The sequence below is a fragment of the Aliiroseovarius sp. genome, from assembly GCF_030148435.1.
Classification (GTDB): Bacteria; Pseudomonadota; Alphaproteobacteria; order Rhodobacterales; family Rhodobacteraceae; genus JASBTN01.
Genome location: NZ_JASBTN010000001.1, coordinates 45,326 through 62,153, shown reverse-complemented (window position 1 = coordinate 62,153; position 16,828 = coordinate 45,326). Strand labels below are relative to the sequence as shown.

The 16,828-nt window shown below is 63.8% G+C and carries 17 protein-coding genes; 4 read left to right on the top strand and 13 right to left on the bottom strand.

The genetic code is table 11. From position 1 onward, the window contains the following. Positions 1–87: 87 nt before the first annotated feature. A complete protein-coding gene (locus Q1V43_RS00295) occupies positions 88–1,059 on the bottom strand; it encodes a TAXI family TRAP transporter solute-binding subunit (RefSeq protein ID WP_300512738.1) in 972 nt (323 codons plus the stop codon). Positions 1,060–1,156: 97 nt separating this feature from the next. Continuing rightward, a complete protein-coding gene (locus Q1V43_RS00290) occupies positions 1,157–2,044 on the bottom strand; it encodes a MurR/RpiR family transcriptional regulator (RefSeq protein ID WP_300512736.1) in 888 nt (295 codons plus the stop codon). Positions 2,045–2,174: 130 nt separating this feature from the next. Here Q1V43_RS00290 and Q1V43_RS00285 point away from each other — a divergent pair, with 130 nt between their 5' ends. Genes Q1V43_RS00285 through Q1V43_RS00275 form a run of 3 tightly spaced genes read left to right on the top strand, consistent with a single transcriptional unit; the run spans position 2,175 to position 6,657 of the window. Next, positions 2,175–4,565, top strand: a complete 2,391-nt coding sequence (locus Q1V43_RS00285; RefSeq protein ID WP_300512734.1) for an FAD-dependent oxidoreductase — start codon at positions 2,175–2,177, stop codon at positions 4,563–4,565. Next, positions 4,562–5,323, top strand: coding sequence for a 3-keto-5-aminohexanoate cleavage protein (locus tag Q1V43_RS00280; RefSeq protein WP_300512732.1), 762 nt, complete (start codon positions 4,562–4,564; stop codon positions 5,321–5,323). The genes Q1V43_RS00285 and Q1V43_RS00280 overlap by 4 nt, the downstream gene beginning before the upstream one ends. Beyond that, positions 5,320–6,657: an aspartate aminotransferase family protein gene (locus tag Q1V43_RS00275; protein WP_300512730.1), complete on the top strand. Its 1,338-nt coding sequence runs from the start codon at positions 5,320–5,322 to the stop codon at positions 6,655–6,657. Before Q1V43_RS00280 ends, Q1V43_RS00275 begins: the two co-directional genes overlap by 4 nt. A 16-nt stretch (positions 6,658–6,673) precedes the next feature. On the opposite strand, the gene Q1V43_RS00270 is transcribed toward Q1V43_RS00275, so the two are convergent. The 4 genes from Q1V43_RS00270 to Q1V43_RS00255 all read right to left on the bottom strand — a co-directional run bounded on the left by Q1V43_RS00270 (position 6,674) and on the right by Q1V43_RS00255 (position 9,423). Further along, a complete protein-coding gene (locus tag Q1V43_RS00270; protein WP_300512728.1) occupies positions 6,674–7,531 on the bottom strand; it encodes a hypothetical protein in 858 nt (285 codons plus the stop codon). Positions 7,532–7,870: 339 nt separating this feature from the next. Next, a complete protein-coding gene (gene menA, locus Q1V43_RS00265; protein ID WP_300512726.1) occupies positions 7,871–8,809 on the bottom strand; it encodes a 1,4-dihydroxy-2-naphthoate octaprenyltransferase in 939 nt (312 codons plus the stop codon). Between the two features lie 143 nt (positions 8,810–8,952). Beyond that, entirely contained in the window at positions 8,953–9,207 is a 255-nt protein-coding gene (locus tag Q1V43_RS00260; RefSeq protein WP_300512724.1) for a hypothetical protein, read from the bottom strand. A gap of 6 nt (positions 9,208–9,213) precedes the next feature. Beyond that, positions 9,214–9,423 (bottom strand): hypothetical protein, encoded by a 210-nt coding sequence (locus tag Q1V43_RS00255; RefSeq protein ID WP_300512722.1) that lies wholly within the window; start codon positions 9,421–9,423, stop codon positions 9,214–9,216. A 207-nt stretch (positions 9,424–9,630) separates the two neighbouring features. On the opposite strand from Q1V43_RS00255, the gene Q1V43_RS00250 reads away from it, so the two are divergent. Continuing rightward, on the top strand, positions 9,631–10,314 hold the full coding sequence (locus Q1V43_RS00250; protein ID WP_300512721.1) for a Crp/Fnr family transcriptional regulator: 684 nt from the start codon (positions 9,631–9,633) through the stop codon (positions 10,312–10,314). A gap of 63 nt (positions 10,315–10,377) precedes the next feature. On the opposite strand, the gene Q1V43_RS00245 is transcribed toward Q1V43_RS00250, so the two are convergent. The 7 genes from Q1V43_RS00245 to Q1V43_RS00215 form a co-directional block, all read right to left on the bottom strand. Beyond that, positions 10,378–10,635: a hypothetical protein gene (locus Q1V43_RS00245; protein WP_300512719.1), complete on the bottom strand. Its 258-nt coding sequence runs from the start codon at positions 10,633–10,635 to the stop codon at positions 10,378–10,380. 1 nt (position 10,636) lies between these two features. Further along, complete coding sequence (locus Q1V43_RS00240; protein WP_300512717.1) at positions 10,637–11,191, bottom strand: cytochrome c oxidase subunit 3; 555 nt, start codon at positions 11,189–11,191, stop codon at positions 10,637–10,639. Then, on the bottom strand, positions 11,188–13,140 hold the full coding sequence (locus Q1V43_RS00235) for a VWA domain-containing protein (protein WP_300512715.1): 1,953 nt from the start codon (positions 13,138–13,140) through the stop codon (positions 11,188–11,190). Before Q1V43_RS00235 ends, Q1V43_RS00240 begins: the two co-directional genes overlap by 4 nt. Before the next feature lie 100 nt (positions 13,141–13,240). After that, positions 13,241–14,047: a CbbQ/NirQ/NorQ/GpvN family protein gene (locus Q1V43_RS00230; RefSeq protein ID WP_300512713.1), complete on the bottom strand. Its 807-nt coding sequence runs from the start codon at positions 14,045–14,047 to the stop codon at positions 13,241–13,243. A gap of 1 nt (position 14,048) precedes the next feature. Next, on the bottom strand, positions 14,049–15,410 hold the full coding sequence (locus Q1V43_RS00225; protein WP_300512710.1) for a cbb3-type cytochrome c oxidase subunit I: 1,362 nt from the start codon (positions 15,408–15,410) through the stop codon (positions 14,049–14,051). Positions 15,411–15,432: 22 nt separating this feature from the next. Further along, entirely contained in the window at positions 15,433–15,885 is a 453-nt protein-coding gene (locus tag Q1V43_RS00220) for a cytochrome c (RefSeq protein ID WP_300512693.1), read from the bottom strand. A gap of 261 nt (positions 15,886–16,146) precedes the next feature. Beyond that, positions 16,147–16,770 carry a cobalamin biosynthesis protein CbiX gene (locus Q1V43_RS00215; RefSeq protein WP_300512692.1) on the bottom strand — a complete coding sequence of 208 codons (624 nt, stop codon included), beginning with the start codon at positions 16,768–16,770 and terminating at the stop codon, positions 16,147–16,149. Positions 16,771–16,828: the final 58 nt, after the last annotated feature.

The window sequence follows — 16,828 nt, the reverse complement described above, 5'->3', positions numbered from 1 at the left end:
CCCCTCATGTCCCCGTAACCTGAAAGCACGAAGACCCCCGCCGCCTCATGGCGCCGGAGGTCGCAGTTTTCTCAACCGGTCAAACGCTTATTTCCAGCCACGTTCCTGGTAGTATTTCAGGGCGCCCGGGTGCAGTTCGGCGGTCAGACCGTCCACGATCATTTCGCTTTCCTTCAGGCGGCCGAAGGCGGGGTGCAGTTTCTTGAAGTCCTCGAAGTTCTCGAAGATCGCCGAAACCACCGCATAGACCACATCATCCGGGGTGTTGGCCGAAGTCACGAAGGTCGCCTTCGGACCCCAGGACGGAATTTCGTCCGGGTTGCCGGGATACATGCCGCCGGGGATGGCGGCCGCCGCATAGGCCGAGTTTTCGGCCAGCAGGGTGTCGATGCCAGCGCCCGACAGCGGGATGATCTTCACGTCGCAGGACGAGGTCGCTTCCTGGCTCGACCCGTTCGGCAGACCAGCGGCCCAGATGGTGGCGTCAATCTTGCCGTCGCAAAGTGCTGCGGATTGTTCCGAGGATTTCAGCTCGGCGGCCAGCGAGAAGTCATCGGCGCTCAGGCCCGAATACTTCATCAGGGTCTCGGCCAGAACACGGGTGCCTGAGCCGGGGTTGGCGATGTTCACGCGCTTGCCGGCCAGGTCGGCGACAGTCTCGATGCCACTGTCGGCGCGGGCCATCAGGTGCATCGGTTCCGGGTGAACCGAGAACAGGGCGCGCAGTTCCGGATAGGCGCCGTCATCGGCGAACTTTCCGGTGCCGGCAACGGCGGCGGCCTGGACGTCCGACTGGACGATGCCGAAGTCCAGCTCACCGGCACGGATGGTGCGGGTGTTGTAGACCGAACCACCGGTCGATTCGACCGAGCAGCGGACGCCGTGTTCCTTGCGGCCCTTGTTCACAAGACGGCAGATCGCGCCACCGGTCGGATAATACACGCCGGTCACGCCGCCGGTTCCGATGGTCACGAATTGCTGTTCTTGCGCAACGGCAGCACCGCCCAGCGCCAGAGTGACCGCGGCGACCACGCCGCTGAATGCAAGTTTGATATTCATCTGTGTTTCTCCCACTTACAGATAGGTCCGCGCTTGGCGCGCTTGTGTTTTGGTAACGAGGAAGGTCGGCGAAGTTTTTTCTTCTGTCACGCGAAAACTAATGTTTTTTTTGCGCGATCCAGTAAGCGTTGTTGTCCTTGCGCAGATCTTCATAGGATTTGATTCGTTGCCTGGCATCTTTTCCACCAAGTTTGACCAGGAGCGCCAGCAGGTTTTCCATGATTGCCATCGCTCCGGTGTAACATCCGAAGTGGTGCGTCGATATGACCGAGGCGACAAGGGTCTCATCCGCCGTGAATTCGCTGGAAATCACGTCGCTGTCGGAGACCATGATCAGTTTCACCCCCCGGTCGCGGGCAAATTTGCAAGCTTCGATGGTTTCGCGTGAATAGGGGGTAAAGGTAATCGCGATCATCACGTCCCCGGGCCCCGCATAGTTCAGTTCGTCGATGGCACTGTTCATGTGGCGCGGGATAAGTTGCAGCGATGGCAAGGCCATACGCCCCACATAGTGAAAGTAATAGGCCATGGCGTAGCTCGCCCGCACCGCCGTCAGATAGACATTGCGCCCATCCAGCAGCATCGCTGCCACACGCTCCATCTGTTCGGGCGTCTGGCGCTCAAGAGAGCGCTGCACGATCGCCATCGTATTGACCGAGGCTTCGGCCTGCACGCGCCCCAACTCGCCCCGCGCGCGCAGGGCATCAACCCACTCGGGCCGCTCCACGAAAGCGGTCGAGGACACCAGCGCATGGCGAAAGGGTTCGCGCATCTCTTCGTAGCCGGAAAACCCCATGCGTTCGGACATGCGTACCAGGGTGTATGTGGACACCCCGCACTTGCGCGCGGTCTCGCGGATCGGATCCAGTCCGAAGTCCGACGGGTGGTCGACGATATACTTGGCCACCGTTTTCAACCGCGGTGAAAGGTCGGGGATCTCCCGCTTCAACGCTGAAATCGTTCGGTTTTTCAATGTGGGATCCATGCGATTCGCCTTTGCCGCCGTACCAATTCGTCAAAACATACGTTATTTTCCGGCTTCGTTGACTGATTTTGATTTTCAGCCCAAAACTTTTCGGCAGCAATGCAACAGCGCATGAACAGGAACCCTACCCATGTCCACCCCCCTGCCCTCCCATGCCTCGGTCGTCGTGATCGGCGGCGGCATCATGGGATGCTCGACCCTTTACCACCTGGCCCAGATGGGGGTCAGCGACGCCATCCTGCTGGAGCGCAATGCGCTGACCTCCGGCACGACCTGGCATTCGGCAGCCCAGGTGCGCGCCCTGCGTCATTCCCGGAACCTGACGCGCATGATCCAGTATTCGGTCGACCTCTATGCCCGGCTCGAGGAAGAGACCGGCCAGAATGTCGGCTGGATTCAGAAGGGCAGCCTGTCCATCGCCACCACGCCGGATCGCCTGACCCATGTGAAACGGCAGGAGGCGCTGGCCCATGCCTATGGGATCGAGGCCGCCTCGATTTCGGCGGGCGAGGCCAAGGAACGCTGGCCCCTGATGAATGCCGATGGCGTACTGGGCGCAGTCTGGTCGCCCGATGACGGGCGGGTCAGCCCCTCGGACGTCTGCGCGGCGCTGGTGAAAGGGGCCAAATCCCTGGGCGCGAAGATCTTCGAACGTACCGGCGTCACCGGCATCCTGACCGATCAGGGCCGCATCAAGGGGGTCGAGACCACCCGGGGCACCGTGATGTGCGACGCCATCGCGCTCTGCACCGGCCTTTGGTCGCGAGAGGCCGGCGCCATGGCCGGCGCTGAAGTCCCCGCGCTGGCCTGTGAACATTTCTACCTGCTGACCAAGCCCATCGACGGAATTGTCGGCAACACGCCCACCCTGTCCGACCACGACAGCCACCTTTACATCCGTGACGACAGCGGCGGGCTGCTGGTCGGCTGTTTCGAACCGATGGGCAAGCCGATTGCCCCCGGCGTACTGAACGAAAGCTTCGAGTTCGGGTTGCTGCCCGAGGACTGGGACCATTTCGAACCGATGATGGAGCTGGCCCTGAACCGTCTGCCCGCGCTGGAGACGGCCGAGGTCAAAATGCTTCTGAACGGGCCGGAGAGCTTTACCCCCGACGGCACGTTCATGCTGGGTGAAACCGCCGAGACCAGGGGGCTGTTCCTGGGCTGCGGGATGAATTCGGTGGGGCTGGCGTCGGGTGGCGGGGCGGGCATGAACCTGGCCCATGCCATCGTGCACGGACACACCGCCTATGACCTGACCGAAGCCGACGCCAAGCGGTTTGCCCCGGTTTTCAACAATATCGACCACCTGATGGCCCGTGCCCCGGAAATTCTGGGCACCCATTACGACATTGCCTACCCGGGCAAACAGCTTGTCACAGCCCGGGGTCTGCGCGCCCTGCCGCTGGACAGTGAATACAAGGCGGCAGGCGCGCATATGGGGCAGTTCTATGGCTGGGAGAGGCCGCTCTATTTCGGCAAGACCGAGGAACCGACCCTGCGTTTCGACAAGCCCGACTGGTTCGCGAACGTGGCCGCCGAGGTCAGGGCGGCACACGAGGCAGCCGCGATCTTCGATGCCTCCCCCTTCGGCAAGATCGACGTGACCGGGCCGGATGCCGAAGCCTTCCTGCTGAAAACCTGCGCAGGGTTCATGGGCCGCGCGCCGGGGTCGGTGATCTATACCGCCGTGCTGAACGCCCGCGGTACGTTTGAAAGCGACATCACCGCCCAGCGCATCGCCGACGATCATTACCGCCTCTTCGTTGGCACCAATGCGATAAAGCGCGACCTGGCCTGGTTCACCCGCGCCGCCGAAGGTTTCGACCTGCGCCTCTCGGATGTGACCGAGGATTACGCGGTGTTGGGGCTGATGGGGCCGGAGGCTGCGCGCATTGCCCGCGAACTTGGCGGCAATCTGGACGGGATCGGCTATTTCAAACATGCCGGGGCAACTCTGGCCGGTGTGCCCGTTCGCGCCGCGCGCCTGTCCTATGTCGGCGAAGCCGGGTGGGAAATCACCTGCAAGGCCGCCGACGCCGCCACCCTCTACACCGCGATGACCAGGGCCGGGGCGACGCCTGCGGGCCTCTTCGCCCAGACCTCCATGCGGATCGAAAAGGGCTTCTGCGCAATGGGCCATGAACTCGACAGCGACGTGACACCGGTTCAGGCCGGGCTGGACTTCGCCACCCGCAAGACCGGAGGTTTTACCGGCGCCGAAGTGCTGGCCGAACAGCGCGACGCGGGTGTCGCCAGCCACGTGATCTCGCTGGCACTGGACGATCTGGACGCCGTGCCGCTGGGGCACGAGCCGATCTACCTCGATGACAGGATCCTCGGCCAGACCTCCTCCTGTGCCTTTGGCTACCGGATCGGCAGGCCGGTCGCGCTGGGTCACGTATCCGAACCGGTCGCCGATGGCGCACGGGTACAGGTCGACATCGCCCGTACGCTTTACGACGCGACAGTCACACTTGGGCCGCTATACGATCCGGATGGGGAGCGCATGAAAGCATGACACGAAATCCCTTCATCATGGTGGCCCCCAACGGGGCCAGACGGGGCAAGGCGGATCATCCCGCCCTGCCCCTCACCACGGCCGAGATCGTCGAAACCGCCCGCGCCTGCAAAGCCGCGGGCGCCGATGGACTTCACCTGCATGTGCGCGACGACAAGGGCGGGCATTCTCTGGACCCGGGCCGCTATCGCGAAACGCTGGACGAGCTGGCCCGGGCGGTGCCCGGGTTGCGCCTGCAGATCACCACCGAGGCTGCGGGCATTTATGACGTGGCCCGGCAGCTCAACTGTCTGGAACAGCTGCGCCCCGGCTGGGCCTCCATTGCCGTGCGTGAAACCGCGCGCGACATGGCGCTTGCCCCCCGCGTCTATGCCGCCTGCGCCGACATGGGCTGCGAGGTGCAGCATATTCTGTATGACACGGATGACGTGGCGCTTCTGAAGCGCTGGCAGGCCGAGGGCGTGGTGCGCCCGGAGCAAGACTCCGTGCTTTTCGTATTGGGGCGTTATGCGGTCGGCCAGACCTCCGCCCCCACCGACCTGGACCCGTTCCTGACCGCCCTGCCGGCCGTCCCCGATTGGATGCTCTGCGCCTTCGGTCCGCAGGAACACGCCTGCCTCACCCACGCTGCCGAAAAGGGCGGCAACCTGCGCGTGGGGTTCGAAAACAGCCTGTTGGCCGCCGACGGCAGGCCTCACCCCGACAATGCGGCCTCTGTTGCCGCCCTGTGCGACCTGCTTGAAAGGAGCACCTCATGAGCCCGAACAGCCATGTCTTTCCCCGCCACTGTCATTCCGACCTGCCCGTCGCGGCGGGCGGGGACGGATGTTTCCTGATCGACGCCGACGGCAAACGCTATTTCGACGGGTCCGGCGGCGCGGCTGTCTCGTGCCTCGGCCATTCCAACGCCCGGGTGGCACAGGCGGTAAAGGATCAGGTAGACCAACTCGCTTTTGCCCATACCGGTTTCTTCACAACCGAACCGGCCGAGCTGCTTGCGGACCTCCTGATCAAACACGCCCCCGGCAGGCTCGATCGCGTCTATTTCGTCTCGGGCGGATCGGAAGCGGTGGAAAGCGCGATGAAACTGGCCCGTCAGTTCCACATCGAGAACGGCGAACCGAACCGCCGCGCGATCATTGCCCGGCGTCAGAGTTATCACGGCAATACGCTGGGCGCACTTGCCGCCGGGGGCAACGAATGGCGCCGCCAACAATTCGCGCCGCTCTTGATCGACGCCACCCATGTGGACCCCTGCTATGAATACGCCGAGCGGCGCGAGGGAGAGAGTCTGAAGGAGTACGGCCAGCGCGCCGCCCAGTCGCTGGAGGATGAAATCCTGCGCCTCGGGCCGGAGAATGTCATGGCCTTCCTCGCGGAACCGGTGGTTGGCGCCACCCTGGGCGCGGTGCCGCCGGTGGCGGGCTATTTCAAACGCATTCGCGAGATCTGCGACCAGTATGGTGTGCTCTTGATCCTCGACGAGGTCATGTGCGGCATGGGGCGCACCGGGCATCTGTTCGCCTGTGACGCCGAAGGCATCGCACCGGACATCCTCTGTATCGCCAAGGGCCTGGGGGCCGGGTATCAGCCGATTGGTGCAATGCTCTGCACCGACCGGATCTATGATGCAATTTCAGCGGGCACCGGCTTTTTCCAGCACGGCCACACCTACCTTGGCCACCCGGTCGCGGCAGCCGCCGGGCTTGCGGTCGTATCGGAACTGCTGGAACGGGATCTGGTCGGCCAGGCCCGGGTGCGGGGCGACCACCTCGCCGCCGGGCTGCGCGCGCGGTTCGCACAACACGAACATGTCGGCGACATCCGCGGGCGCGGCATGTTCTGGGGGGTGGAATTCGTGGCCGACCGGGCGACGAAAACCCCGTTCGAACCGTCCAGGGGGCTCGCCGGCAAGCTCAAGAAGGCAGCTTTTGCCGAGGGGCTGATCTGCTATCCGATGCCCGGCACGCGGGACGGGCGCAACGGCGACCATGTGTTGCTGGCCCCGCCCTTCATCGCCTCCGAGGCGGAGCTCGACGACGCACTGGATGCGTTCGGGCGCGCCGTCAAAAAGGTCATGGCCGCCCTCTGAAGGCGGCCGTGCGGTCCTATTCGACCGGGGTCGCGGCCGGGTCACGCCGCCCGGCCATGATCTGCACCAGGGCCGAGAGGTTCATCATCATCGCATAGATCAGGGCCGGCACGGAGGCGGCGGGTTGCCCCAGAACGGCCCCTGCCACGAACAACGCGACAGCAACGTTCTGCAAGGACGCCTCGACCATGATCGCGCGGCGATCCGGCGTGGTGAGCCGCATGCCCTGCCCCGCGGCGAAGGCCAGGCTCAAGGCGGCAAGGTTCAGCCCGATGACGGCAGGACCGACGGTGCCCAGGTTGGCCTGCATCGGGCCCCAGTTCTGCACGAATGTGGCCAGAACCATGGCTGCAAATACCAGTTTCGCCACCGGTTCGAGCCCACTCAGGACAGTTGCGGCCAAGCGTGGCTTCCAGGCCGCCACCCCCACGCCCAGCGCCATCGGCGTGACCGCCACGACCAGCATGATCATGGAAAGTCCGGTCAGGCCCGAAGCCCCCGAGATCTCGCCCAGACCGGTCAGCCCCAGCACCAGCGGAATGGTGATCGAAGCCAGTGCCGTGGTGACAAGGGTCATGGCAGCCGATAGGGCAAGCTCCGCCTTGGCCAGGTGCGCGATATAGTTCGAAGTCACTCCCCCGGGGGCGGCGGCGACCAGAACCAGCCCCAGAAGCATCGGCGCGGTCAGCCCAAACAGGGTGCCAAGCAGCAGCGCCACAACCGGCAGGGCCAGCAACTGGACCATCAGCCCGGTCGCCAGGGCCTTCGGACGGCCCAGAACACCTTTCAGGGCAGCGGGACGCAAGCGGAGCCCGACAACGAACATCAGAAGGATCAGACCCAGGGGCAGGAGGTTTGCAAGCAGCGCGGCCATGGGCGTCTCCGGTCACGTTTTGATGAGATCAGGGCCTCGATTTCGCTCCGGCCGGCATATCCGGCAGGACCGGTAACGTTTCCTGACTTATATAAAGTTCAGGATGCAGCTTTGTCGATTAAAGAGGGCAGACCAACGGCGATCTGACATGACCAGTCACCGTGCTTACTGTCCCTCGTCTGCTCTGGACCACCGGGAGCTTTTAGCCTGGAAATCACCGGCGTTTTCTCGCGCGCGGCACCCGCGACCGCCATGACCGGGGTCGCCCTCATGGCGTTTCGCTCCACGGCGCGGCGGAGATGCTGGTCGAAGGCGAACAGGTCACGCCCACCCCCTCCGCTACGGGGTCGGGCCGGTCGCAATCCCCAGAAGAAGCAGCATCTGGAAAAGGGCGGTGCCGGGGATCAGCCGGTTCAGCGCGGCGCTGATCGGCAGGCGTGCCATGGCCACGGCCAGGGCCAGGCCCAATCCCGCCGCGGGCAGCAGGGTCAGCACGGCACCGGACCACAGCCCCGCCCAGAGCACCGCTCCGGCCAGGAGAACGGCATAAAGCCCCTGCGACGCCTCCTGCCCCAGCAGGATCGCCAGCGTGCGACGCCCCACCCGGGCATCGGTGACACGATCACGGTGATTGTTCAAAAGCAGCACCGCAGCGGCGGGAAGGCCGATGATCGCCCCAAGGGCCAGGGCCTGAACGGTGATCGCCTGGCCATGCAGGAACACCGTACCCACCACCGCCACCACGCCGAAGAAGCCGATGACAAGAAGCTCGCCCAGAGGCGTGCCGGACAGGGGGTGCGGTCCCATCGAATAGAAAAATCCCAGCGCCAGGGACACGAGGCCAACGGCAACGATCACCCACCCGCCGATGGTGGTCAGATAAAGCCCCAGCACCCCCGACAGAAGAAACGCCCCGGCTGCAGCGAGACGCACCCGGCCCGATTCCAGCAGCCCCAGAGAGGTCAGGCGCGGCGGGCCCAGGCGCTCGGGTCCGTCGACACCGCTTTTCGCATCCGCCGCGTCGTTCCACAGGTTGGTGCCGATCTGGATCAGCGCGGATGCCAGCATGGTTGCCACCATGACGCCCAGGTGCCAGCCGCCCTGCCTCGCCGCCAACCAGGTTCCGGCAGCGACAGGAACCAGTGACAGGCCCAGGGTCTTGACCCGCGCGGCAATGACCCAGCGGGTCGGCTGCGACAGGCGGCTCAGCCGGGCAATTAGCTCGGCTTGCGCCCGGGCGCGGTCGGAGGGATGCGACGGGGCTGCGGATGCGTTCATTTTACCTCGGCCACTTTCACCGCGGCCACATGCAACATCGCGAGACCGAGCATGAAGGGCCGCGTGCGGGTTACGTGGAACCCTGCCCCCTCCAGCTCGCGCGTGATGTCACCTGCGGGCGGCACGCGCCGGTTTCAGCTGGCTCACTGCCCGTCCTCGGCCTCGTCGATCAGCCCGCGAATCCAACGGCCGGTGATCCAGGCAAAGGGGACGCCGAGGATCAAACCGCCGATGATCGCCTCGGAGGTCGACAGCACGCGCAGGCCGATGACCTGGCTCATCAGGCCCAGAAAGAACAGGTTGACCGCCGCCGCGCCCGCGGCAAAGGGGTACAGAACCACGGCCAGCGCCCAGACAGGCCAGCGCCCGCCCCTTTGGGGATTTGTTTCAGTCATCATGGGTGCTTACCGCTTGCGGAAGACCGTTCTCTGCACCCCCCAAAGTGCCAGCAACATTGCCACGGCGGCGGCGGCCAGCCAAAAGGTCGCTCCGCCGGAGTCATGGCGGTGCCCGTCGATCATCACCTCACGAAAGATGGTCTTGTCATGGCTCGCCAAGGCAGCTCCGGTGCTCAGCACAAGCCCGGTCAGTGCGGCAAATGGAAGCTTTCTCATGTCAATTCTCCTGTCTTGTTCGCCACATTCCTACAGGAACCCATCGGCCAAGGGCTTGATCTTGGTCAATCAACTTCCTCCTCAGCGGCGCACCGAAGGGCTTGATTTTACTTCACTGCGGGAACAACATCCCGGGCAATGGGCGCCTTTTCCCTTGTACTGGAATGTCTGAGGCCCTAAACGCACGCGGGAAGTGAGGGGTATCTCGTGCTGAGCCAATCTGAACTGAATACGGCCAAGCGTTCGGTCCTGTTTCGCAACGTGCCGGACCAGATGTTGCAAAACCTGCTTAGCGACAGCCACAAGCGGAAGGTCGCGCGTGGCGCGACCCTGTTTGTGCAGGGCGACCCGGCGACACATATGTTCGTAATCCTCGAAGGCTGTGTAAAACTGATCCGCATCACCCCCGGCGGTGAAGAGATCGTCGTGGCGGTCTATTCCGAGGGCGATAGTTTCGGCGAGGCCGTCGCGCTGAAAGGCGGCCAGTACCCGGTGACGGTGGAAGCGGTCCAGGACTCGGTCCTTTTGCAGGTCGAAACCCGTGTGGTATTCGATACGCTGCGTTCGGACCCGGATTTGGCTGTGGCGATGCTGAGCTCGACCTTCTCGCATCTGCACGAACTGGTGATGGAGATCGAGAACCTCAAGGCCCTGTCCGGCGCGCAGCGTTTGGCGACCTTCCTGATTTCGCTTGCCCCGGTCGAGGACGGGCCCTGCTCGCTGGTCCTGCCCTATGACAAGGTGCTGATCGCCAAGCGGCTGGGTATGAAACCCGAAAGCCTGTCGCGCAGCTTTGCCAACCTGCGCAAGCAGGGGGTATCGGTGAAGCGCCAGAGCGTTGATGTCGATGACATTACCCAGCTCAAGGAATTCGTCTCGGACGACGCCTGAACAAAGCGAAGTCCGACATGGGAATCGAACCGGATATTCCGGTCGGGTTCCGTGCCTCCTTTGCTACCCGCCGATCGCGTAGAGCGCAAAGGCCAGGCCCATGAAGGCAACCAGGAAGGCGGCAAAGCCGCCCTTGAAGCTCGGTGCCTGCGCCAGGCCCAGGTAGTGGGTCAGGATGATCCGTCCCTTCAGCCCCGACAAGACCAGCACCGCGGCGACGAACAGATACCCCGCCCCGGGCACACGTTCGGCAAGCAGGGTCGTGACGACCGACAGGCCGACCAGGGTCAGAAAGGCGCGGGTGAGGCTGCGGTTGTCCATCTCAGCGCACCAGGTAGATGATCGGGAACAGAAGGACCCAGACCAGGTCCACCATGTGCCAGAATGCGGCACCGGCTTCGAGGTTTCGGTGCGAGTTCCAGCGCATGAGCAGGGCAAAGATAACCAGACCCGCCGCCACATGCATCGCATGAAACCCGGTCAGCAGGTAGTAGAAGGTAAAGAAATCAGAGCTTTCCAAACCGATCCCATGGCGCGCCTTTTCGGCATACTCCATCCACTTCACCACCAGGAAAACCGCGCCCAAGGCCATCGCGCCGCCCAGCCAGGCCCGCATGTGGTTGGCGGAGTTCACCGCCCGTGCCGCGCAATAGCCCGAGGCAACCAGCACGATCGTGTTCACCGCCCCTGCAACCCGGTTCAGGTTGTCCTGATCTTCGGCAAACCCGACTGGATCCATCGCCCGCACACCCAGAAAGGCCAGCAGACCGGCACCGAACACCAGAAGCTCCGAGATGATCAGAACCCAGATCATCAGGTCCCCGGGCAGTTCATCCAGCACGCTGGGCCGGTCGGAAATGTCGATGCCCTCGCTCATGCCCCACCGGTGATGTGCCTGTAGATCTCAGGCAGTGCGGCAGTCAGCCTGTTCGCATCCGGCACGATCGAAAACCCGCCATTTCCGAAAATGCGATTGACCCAGCCCTGCCCGTTCTGGTCCACCACGACGCCATGCACCGCCTGGCCACGGCGGCGTGCCTCGCGCACCGCCATGCGGGTGTCCTCGATGCCGTGGCGACCTTCGTAGTGATCGAGGTCGTTGGGCTTGCCGTCGGTGATGACCAAGAGCAGGCGGCGCGAATTCGGGCGCTCGTCGAGCTCGGCCGAAGTATGGCGGATCGCCGCGCCCAGCCGGGTATAGAAGGCCGGTGTAATGCCGCCGATACGCGCCTCGATGCGGGAGTTCATCTTCTCGTCGAACCCCTTGCAGGTCTGCACATAAACCCGCTGGCGCTTGAGCGAACTGAAGGTGTTGATCGCGAAATCATCCCCGCAGGCGTCGAGCCCCCAGGCAAAAGCGGCCAGCGCTTCGCGTTCGACTTCGATGACCATGCGGTCGCCGATGGCGCTTTCGGTCGAACGCGACGTGTCCATCAGCACCGAGATCGCCAGATCGCGATCCTGTGTGCGTGCAGCGCGATAGACCCGGTCGGATCCGTGGCCCGTGGCGCGCAGTTCAACCTGGCTGGCAATCACGGCTTCCAGGTCCAGATCGTCGCCCTCCAACTGGCGCGGCAGGATCACGCGTTTCGGTCGCAGCGCCTCGAACTGGCGTTTCACTGCGCGGATGCGACGTTGCGCGCCCGGATCGGTGACGAACTCCGGCTGCTCGTCGGGCTCGTCAGCCATGGAGGCCAGAACCCGGGCGTGATCGGGGATATAGGCCGCCTGACGCGCGTCCCATTCCGGGTAGACGAACTTGCCGGAAATGCGTTCGCGTTCGGCGTCCTCGGGGGAAAGATCCAGGTGGAACTTCAGCCGCGTCGCGGTCTTCTTCGAGATCTGCCCCAGCGCCAGCTCGTCCTGGTCGTCGGCAGCACGACGGGCGTTGTCCTCGTCGTCATCCTCGACCTGGCGGTTCATGTTCAGGCTTTCGACCCAGGAGAAGATCGCTTCGAACTTGTGCAGGATCAGGCTGTCCTTGCGTTCCGCCAGGTCGCTATCGGACCGGCGGGCACGTTTGGTGCCTTCGGCCTCTTCCCCTTCGCCGCCGCCTTCTTCCTCGGCCTCGGGCAGACGGTCGACATTCTGGCGCTGCGCCAGCGGGCGGATGTCGGGCCAGAGCGGCACCGGGCGGAACGGGCGGTATTTTGCGGGCGCGGTGAAGTCGGAGAGGTCCGCGTCGGGCTGGCGGATCAGCACCAGCATCTGGCGCGCCAGTTTGCTTTTCGGCTCCGGGCCGCCCAGCAGGTGGTCGATTGCGGCCTCGACCGCCGCCTCGTGGCGCGGCAGGGAGGCATCGGGCCGGGTGGCACGACAGGCGACCAGCAGGGTTTCATAGAAGCCCGACAGGCCGGGGCAATCGGCCAGCGTCGCGCGGGTCATCTCGACCGAGGCGGCCAGCGCGCGCAGGTCGGCGCGCAGCGGATCGCCCTCGCGCACCGGGGCGGGCGCATGGGCCATCGAGGCGACGATCCAGAAGAACAGCGCCGCATTGGCCTCGCGGGCGGGAAATTCGGTAATGCGTTCGGGCAGGCGCAGGGCCTCGCCGTCGAAACTGGGCCGCGCCTCGCGTTCGCGCCAGGTGCCCAGCGCGCGGCGCAGGGACAGGCGGTGGTGGCTGACCTGGGCGACGGCGGGCTTGATCTCGGCCGCATGGGCTCCACCCAAACCGCGAAAGAACACGCCCAGGCGCCCCTGGATGTCGGCCAGGTCGACGCCGGCTTCCTCATGGGTGTCCGGAGCGTCCAGCCGGCTGGCATAGGCGTGCCAGATCTTGCCGACGGTCTCTTCCGGTTCAAAAATGTCGAACTCTCGCTCGGACATGGGTGCTCCCCCGCTCACTTCGTGGGCCCGTGTTAAGGATGTTGCAGGGCGGGTGGCTCAGGATCAAGAGGGTCCCGCCCCGCAACTTGTATCTTCGGCTTCAGCCGAATACAGCCGTGACCAGGTCCATCAGACCAGCCTTGACGTCGTCATCGTCGGACAGCGGCTCGATCATCGCCGTCAGGATCGCGCGTTCCACCGGAACGCCCGCCTTGATCAGCGTGGCACAGTAGATCACCAGGCGGGTCGAAACCCCTTCCTCGAGATCCTGCCCCTTCAAGCCGCGAAGCTTGTGGGCCAGCCGGACAAGGGACGTCGCCCGGCTGGCTTCAAGCCCGCTTTCACGCACCACGATATCAACTTCCCGGTCCTGGGTCGGGAAATCGAATTCGATCGATAGGAAACGCTGGCGGGTAGACGGTTTCAAGGTTTTCAGAATGTTCTGATACCCGGGGTTGTAGCTTGCGACGAGCATGAAGCCGGGTGCGGCCTCGATTTCCTCGCCGGTCTTGTCCAAAGGCAGGATGCGCCGGTCATCTGTCAGCGGGTGCAACACCACGGTAACGTCCTTGCGGGCCTCGACCACCTCGTCGAGATAACAGATCGCACCTTCGCGCACGGCACGTGTAAGGGGTCCGTCCACCCAGACGGTCTCGCCGCCTTTCAGCAGGTAACGGCCCACCAGATCGGATGCCGAAAGGTCATCGTGGCAAGCGACCGTATAGAGGGGACGCCCCAGACGTGCGGCCATATGGGCCACGAAACGTGTCTTGCCGCAGCCCGTCGGGCCTTTGAGCAGCAGGGGCAGGTCATGTTGAGACGCGGTTTCGAACAGTTCACATTCGTCCGCGACCGGGGAATAGAAGGGGGCCGAAGCCCCCTCCCCTTGCTGTTTCAGGGCAGCCATATCAGGCACCTTCCTTCGAACCTTGCGCAATCAGTTCCTTGCGGGGAGCAAGCTGCGCGTAGATGAACAGGAGCGCACCCAGAACCACCGCGGCACCGGAACCCCAGCGCATCAGGTAGAAAAGGTTCAGGCTTTCCTGCACACTCATGAAGTCCTCACCCAGGACGCGCTGCAAGTGCGTCTGAATGGTACCCGCGAAGGTCAGGACGAAGGTCATGAAGGCCATGCCGCCGGTCATCAGCCAGAAGCTCACCATGTTCAGGACCTGGTTGTAGGGATCACGTCCCAGAAGGATCGGCATGGCGTAGGTGATGATCGCCAGGTTCATCGACACATAGGCGCCGAAGAATGCCAGGTGGCCGTGAGCGGCGGTGATCTGCGTGCCGTGGGTGTAGTAGTTCACACCGTGCAGCGTGTGCAGGAAGCCCCAGACGCCGGCGCCGAAGAAGGCAACGGTCGTGGCACCCAGCGCCCACAGGAGGGCCGCCTTGTTCGGGTGATCACGCTTGCCTTTCCAGACCATCACGAAGCTGAAGGACATCATCGCAAAGAACGGGATGACTTCGAGCGACGAGAAGATCGAGCCGATCCACTGCCAGTAACCGGGGGTGCCGATCCAGTAGTAGTGGTGGCCGGTGCCCAGGATGCCCGAGAACAGCGCGGTGGCGACGATGATGTACAGCCACTTTTCGATGATCTCACGGTCCACACCGGTCAGCTTCAGCAACAGGTAGGCCAGGATCGAGGCCATCACCAGTTCCCAGGTACCTTCCACCCACAGGTGCACAATGTACCACCAGAACATCTTGTCGAGCGACAGGTTGGCCGGGTTGTAGAAGGAGAACAGGAACAGCAGCGCCAGGCCCCAGAGGCCGATCAGCAGCACGTTGGTGATCGCGGTCTTGCGGCCTTTCAGCACCGTCATGGTGACGTTGTACAGGAAGATCAGCGCGGCAACCACGATGCCCACCTTGACCCAGACGGGCTGTTCGATGAACTCACGGCCTTCCTTGCCCAGAAGCCAGTTGCCCTGGAACAGGTCGAAGACATAGGTCACGACAGCGCCGGCTGTGCCCACCAGCATGATGATCAACTGCAGGTAGGCCAGTTTGGTCGAGTGCATTTCACGCTCGGCCTCTTCCGGGATCAGGAAGTAGGCAGCGCCGAAGAAGCCCAGCAGCAGCCAGACGATCAGCGAGTTGGTGTGCAACATGCGAATGATGTTGAACGGAAGCACCTCGGCCAGGAAGTTGGGTTGTACATAAACCCAACCAGCCAGCAGACCACCCAGCACCTGGACCGCGAAGACGGCCATGGCGGCAAGGAAGTACCAATAGGCAATTTTTTGTGTTTCGTATTTCATATCAGCGTCCTCCTAGAGCGCCTCAGCCCGCGTCGTTCGGCGGCCAGTCCTGGGCGTTGATCTTGTTGACCCACAGGAAGAAGTTGGCGAGATCGCGCACCTCTTCGTCGCTCAGGTTGAACTGCGGCATCTGACGCCGCCCTTCCACTCCACTGGGTTGGCTATCCATCCAACCCTTGAGTACGTCGAATGCATCTTCCGGTGCGTCTTCGACGCCCCAGCGCGCCATCACGTTTTGCAGTTCCGGGGCAAAGTACGCCCCCTCACCCATCAACGTGTGGCAGTTGATGCAGGCATTTCTTTCCCACACGTGTTTGCCCGCAGCCACGCTGTCTGTCAGTTCGACCGACGCTGTCGATTCGGTCACGATATACCGTACCGAGTGCGCCGACAGGATCAGAAAGATCACGACAAAAAACAGCGAGCCTCCGTAGAACACGTTGCGGGCCATGGTCTTGGTCATGACTTCACGCATTTTGGCCTCCAGCTCAGTTACCGCCCTCACAGGTACGTGAGCGAAGCCCTGCCAGCCTTAACAATTGTTAAGCGGTATCCCTTTTCCAGTGGGAGAAGCCGCCACAATATATAGAAAGCGTTGGCCACAAGAGATCTATATGCGGTGTCAAATCACGCTTTCACGAGGTATTTCTAACACCTGCAAATGAGGGAATGTGTGGCGTTTTTTTCCGCCGCCGATCAGCGCGCGCTCCACCCCGGGCCGGGCAGAGGACTCGAATCAAATCGAAGCGGAATTGGCCGAGGCGCGCTGCAACGCAGCCGCGATCAGCGCCGGAACGGGCTCTGCCTGGCCCAGGGCGGGCAGGATCGGTCCCTCGAAACCGGCGTCACGCAGGCCCCGGGTCACGTCATCGCGCACATGGTCGCCCGCCATCGCGAAAAAGGGCAGGCAGAGGGTGCGTTCACGCAGTCCCGGCGCCAGATCCGGCAGAAAGGGGGCCTGTTCGACAAAGCCGCAGCGCAGCCCTGCCCCGCCCAGAAGCGGCGCGAGGCGCGTGGCGAAGTCTTCGGCGGATGCGGCAGCGGCCTTTCCCCGGGCGGATCCGTGGGCGGCCATCAGGACGTGGCAATCCGCCAACTCCCACCCCCGCCCTGCGGCTTCCTCACGGATCAGCGCCGCGGCCACGGCGGGCAGGTCCGGGTCAAGGCCGAAAGGGTCCAGAACCCGGACATCGCGCCCCTCCAGGCGGCGGGCCAGGGCCGATTTCACGAACCAGCCCCGGGCCATGAAGAACGGGTAGATCGCGGCGCCGGGTGGCAGCTGGTCAAGGGCCGCCTCCAACATGCCGGGGGCGGCCATGGTGGCCGCCCGCAGCTGGCCATCCGGCCAGTGTGCGTTCACCTCGCCCGCCAGCCTGGCCAGCGCCCGCTCCGGAGGCAAGGGATCGGAGGGCTGGCCA

Bases quoted from the DNA above. Each gene is read 5' to 3' on its own strand.
- Q1V43_RS00295 (WP_300512738.1), bottom strand. From the start codon at position 1,059: ATGAATATCAAACTTGCATTCAGCGGCGTGGTCGCCGCGGTCACTCTG.
- Q1V43_RS00290 (WP_300512736.1), bottom strand. From the start codon at position 2,044: ATGGATCCCACATTGAAAAACCGAACGATTTCAGCGTTGAAGCGGGAG.
- Q1V43_RS00285 (WP_300512734.1), top strand. From the start codon at position 2,175: ATGTCCACCCCCCTGCCCTCCCATGCCTCGGTCGTCGTGATCGGCGGC.
- Q1V43_RS00280 (WP_300512732.1), top strand. From the start codon at position 4,562: ATGACACGAAATCCCTTCATCATGGTGGCCCCCAACGGGGCCAGACGG.
- Q1V43_RS00275 (WP_300512730.1), top strand. From the start codon at position 5,320: ATGAGCCCGAACAGCCATGTCTTTCCCCGCCACTGTCATTCCGACCTG.
- Q1V43_RS00270 (WP_300512728.1), bottom strand. From the start codon at position 7,531: ATGGCCGCGCTGCTTGCAAACCTCCTGCCCCTGGGTCTGATCCTTCTG.
- menA (WP_300512726.1), bottom strand. From the start codon at position 8,809: ATGAACGCATCCGCAGCCCCGTCGCATCCCTCCGACCGCGCCCGGGCG.
- Q1V43_RS00260 (WP_300512724.1), bottom strand. From the start codon at position 9,207: ATGATGACTGAAACAAATCCCCAAAGGGGCGGGCGCTGGCCTGTCTGG.
- Q1V43_RS00255 (WP_300512722.1), bottom strand. From the start codon at position 9,423: ATGAGAAAGCTTCCATTTGCCGCACTGACCGGGCTTGTGCTGAGCACC.
- Q1V43_RS00245 (WP_300512719.1), bottom strand. From the start codon at position 10,635: ATGGACAACCGCAGCCTCACCCGCGCCTTTCTGACCCTGGTCGGCCTG.
- Q1V43_RS00240 (WP_300512717.1), bottom strand. From the start codon at position 11,191: ATGAGCGAGGGCATCGACATTTCCGACCGGCCCAGCGTGCTGGATGAA.
- Q1V43_RS00235 (WP_300512715.1), bottom strand. From the start codon at position 13,140: ATGTCCGAGCGAGAGTTCGACATTTTTGAACCGGAAGAGACCGTCGGC.
- Q1V43_RS00230 (WP_300512713.1), bottom strand. From the start codon at position 14,047: ATGGCTGCCCTGAAACAGCAAGGGGAGGGGGCTTCGGCCCCCTTCTAT.
- Q1V43_RS00225 (WP_300512710.1), bottom strand. From the start codon at position 15,410: ATGAAATACGAAACACAAAAAATTGCCTATTGGTACTTCCTTGCCGCC.
- Q1V43_RS00220 (WP_300512693.1), bottom strand. From the start codon at position 15,885: ATGCGTGAAGTCATGACCAAGACCATGGCCCGCAACGTGTTCTACGGA.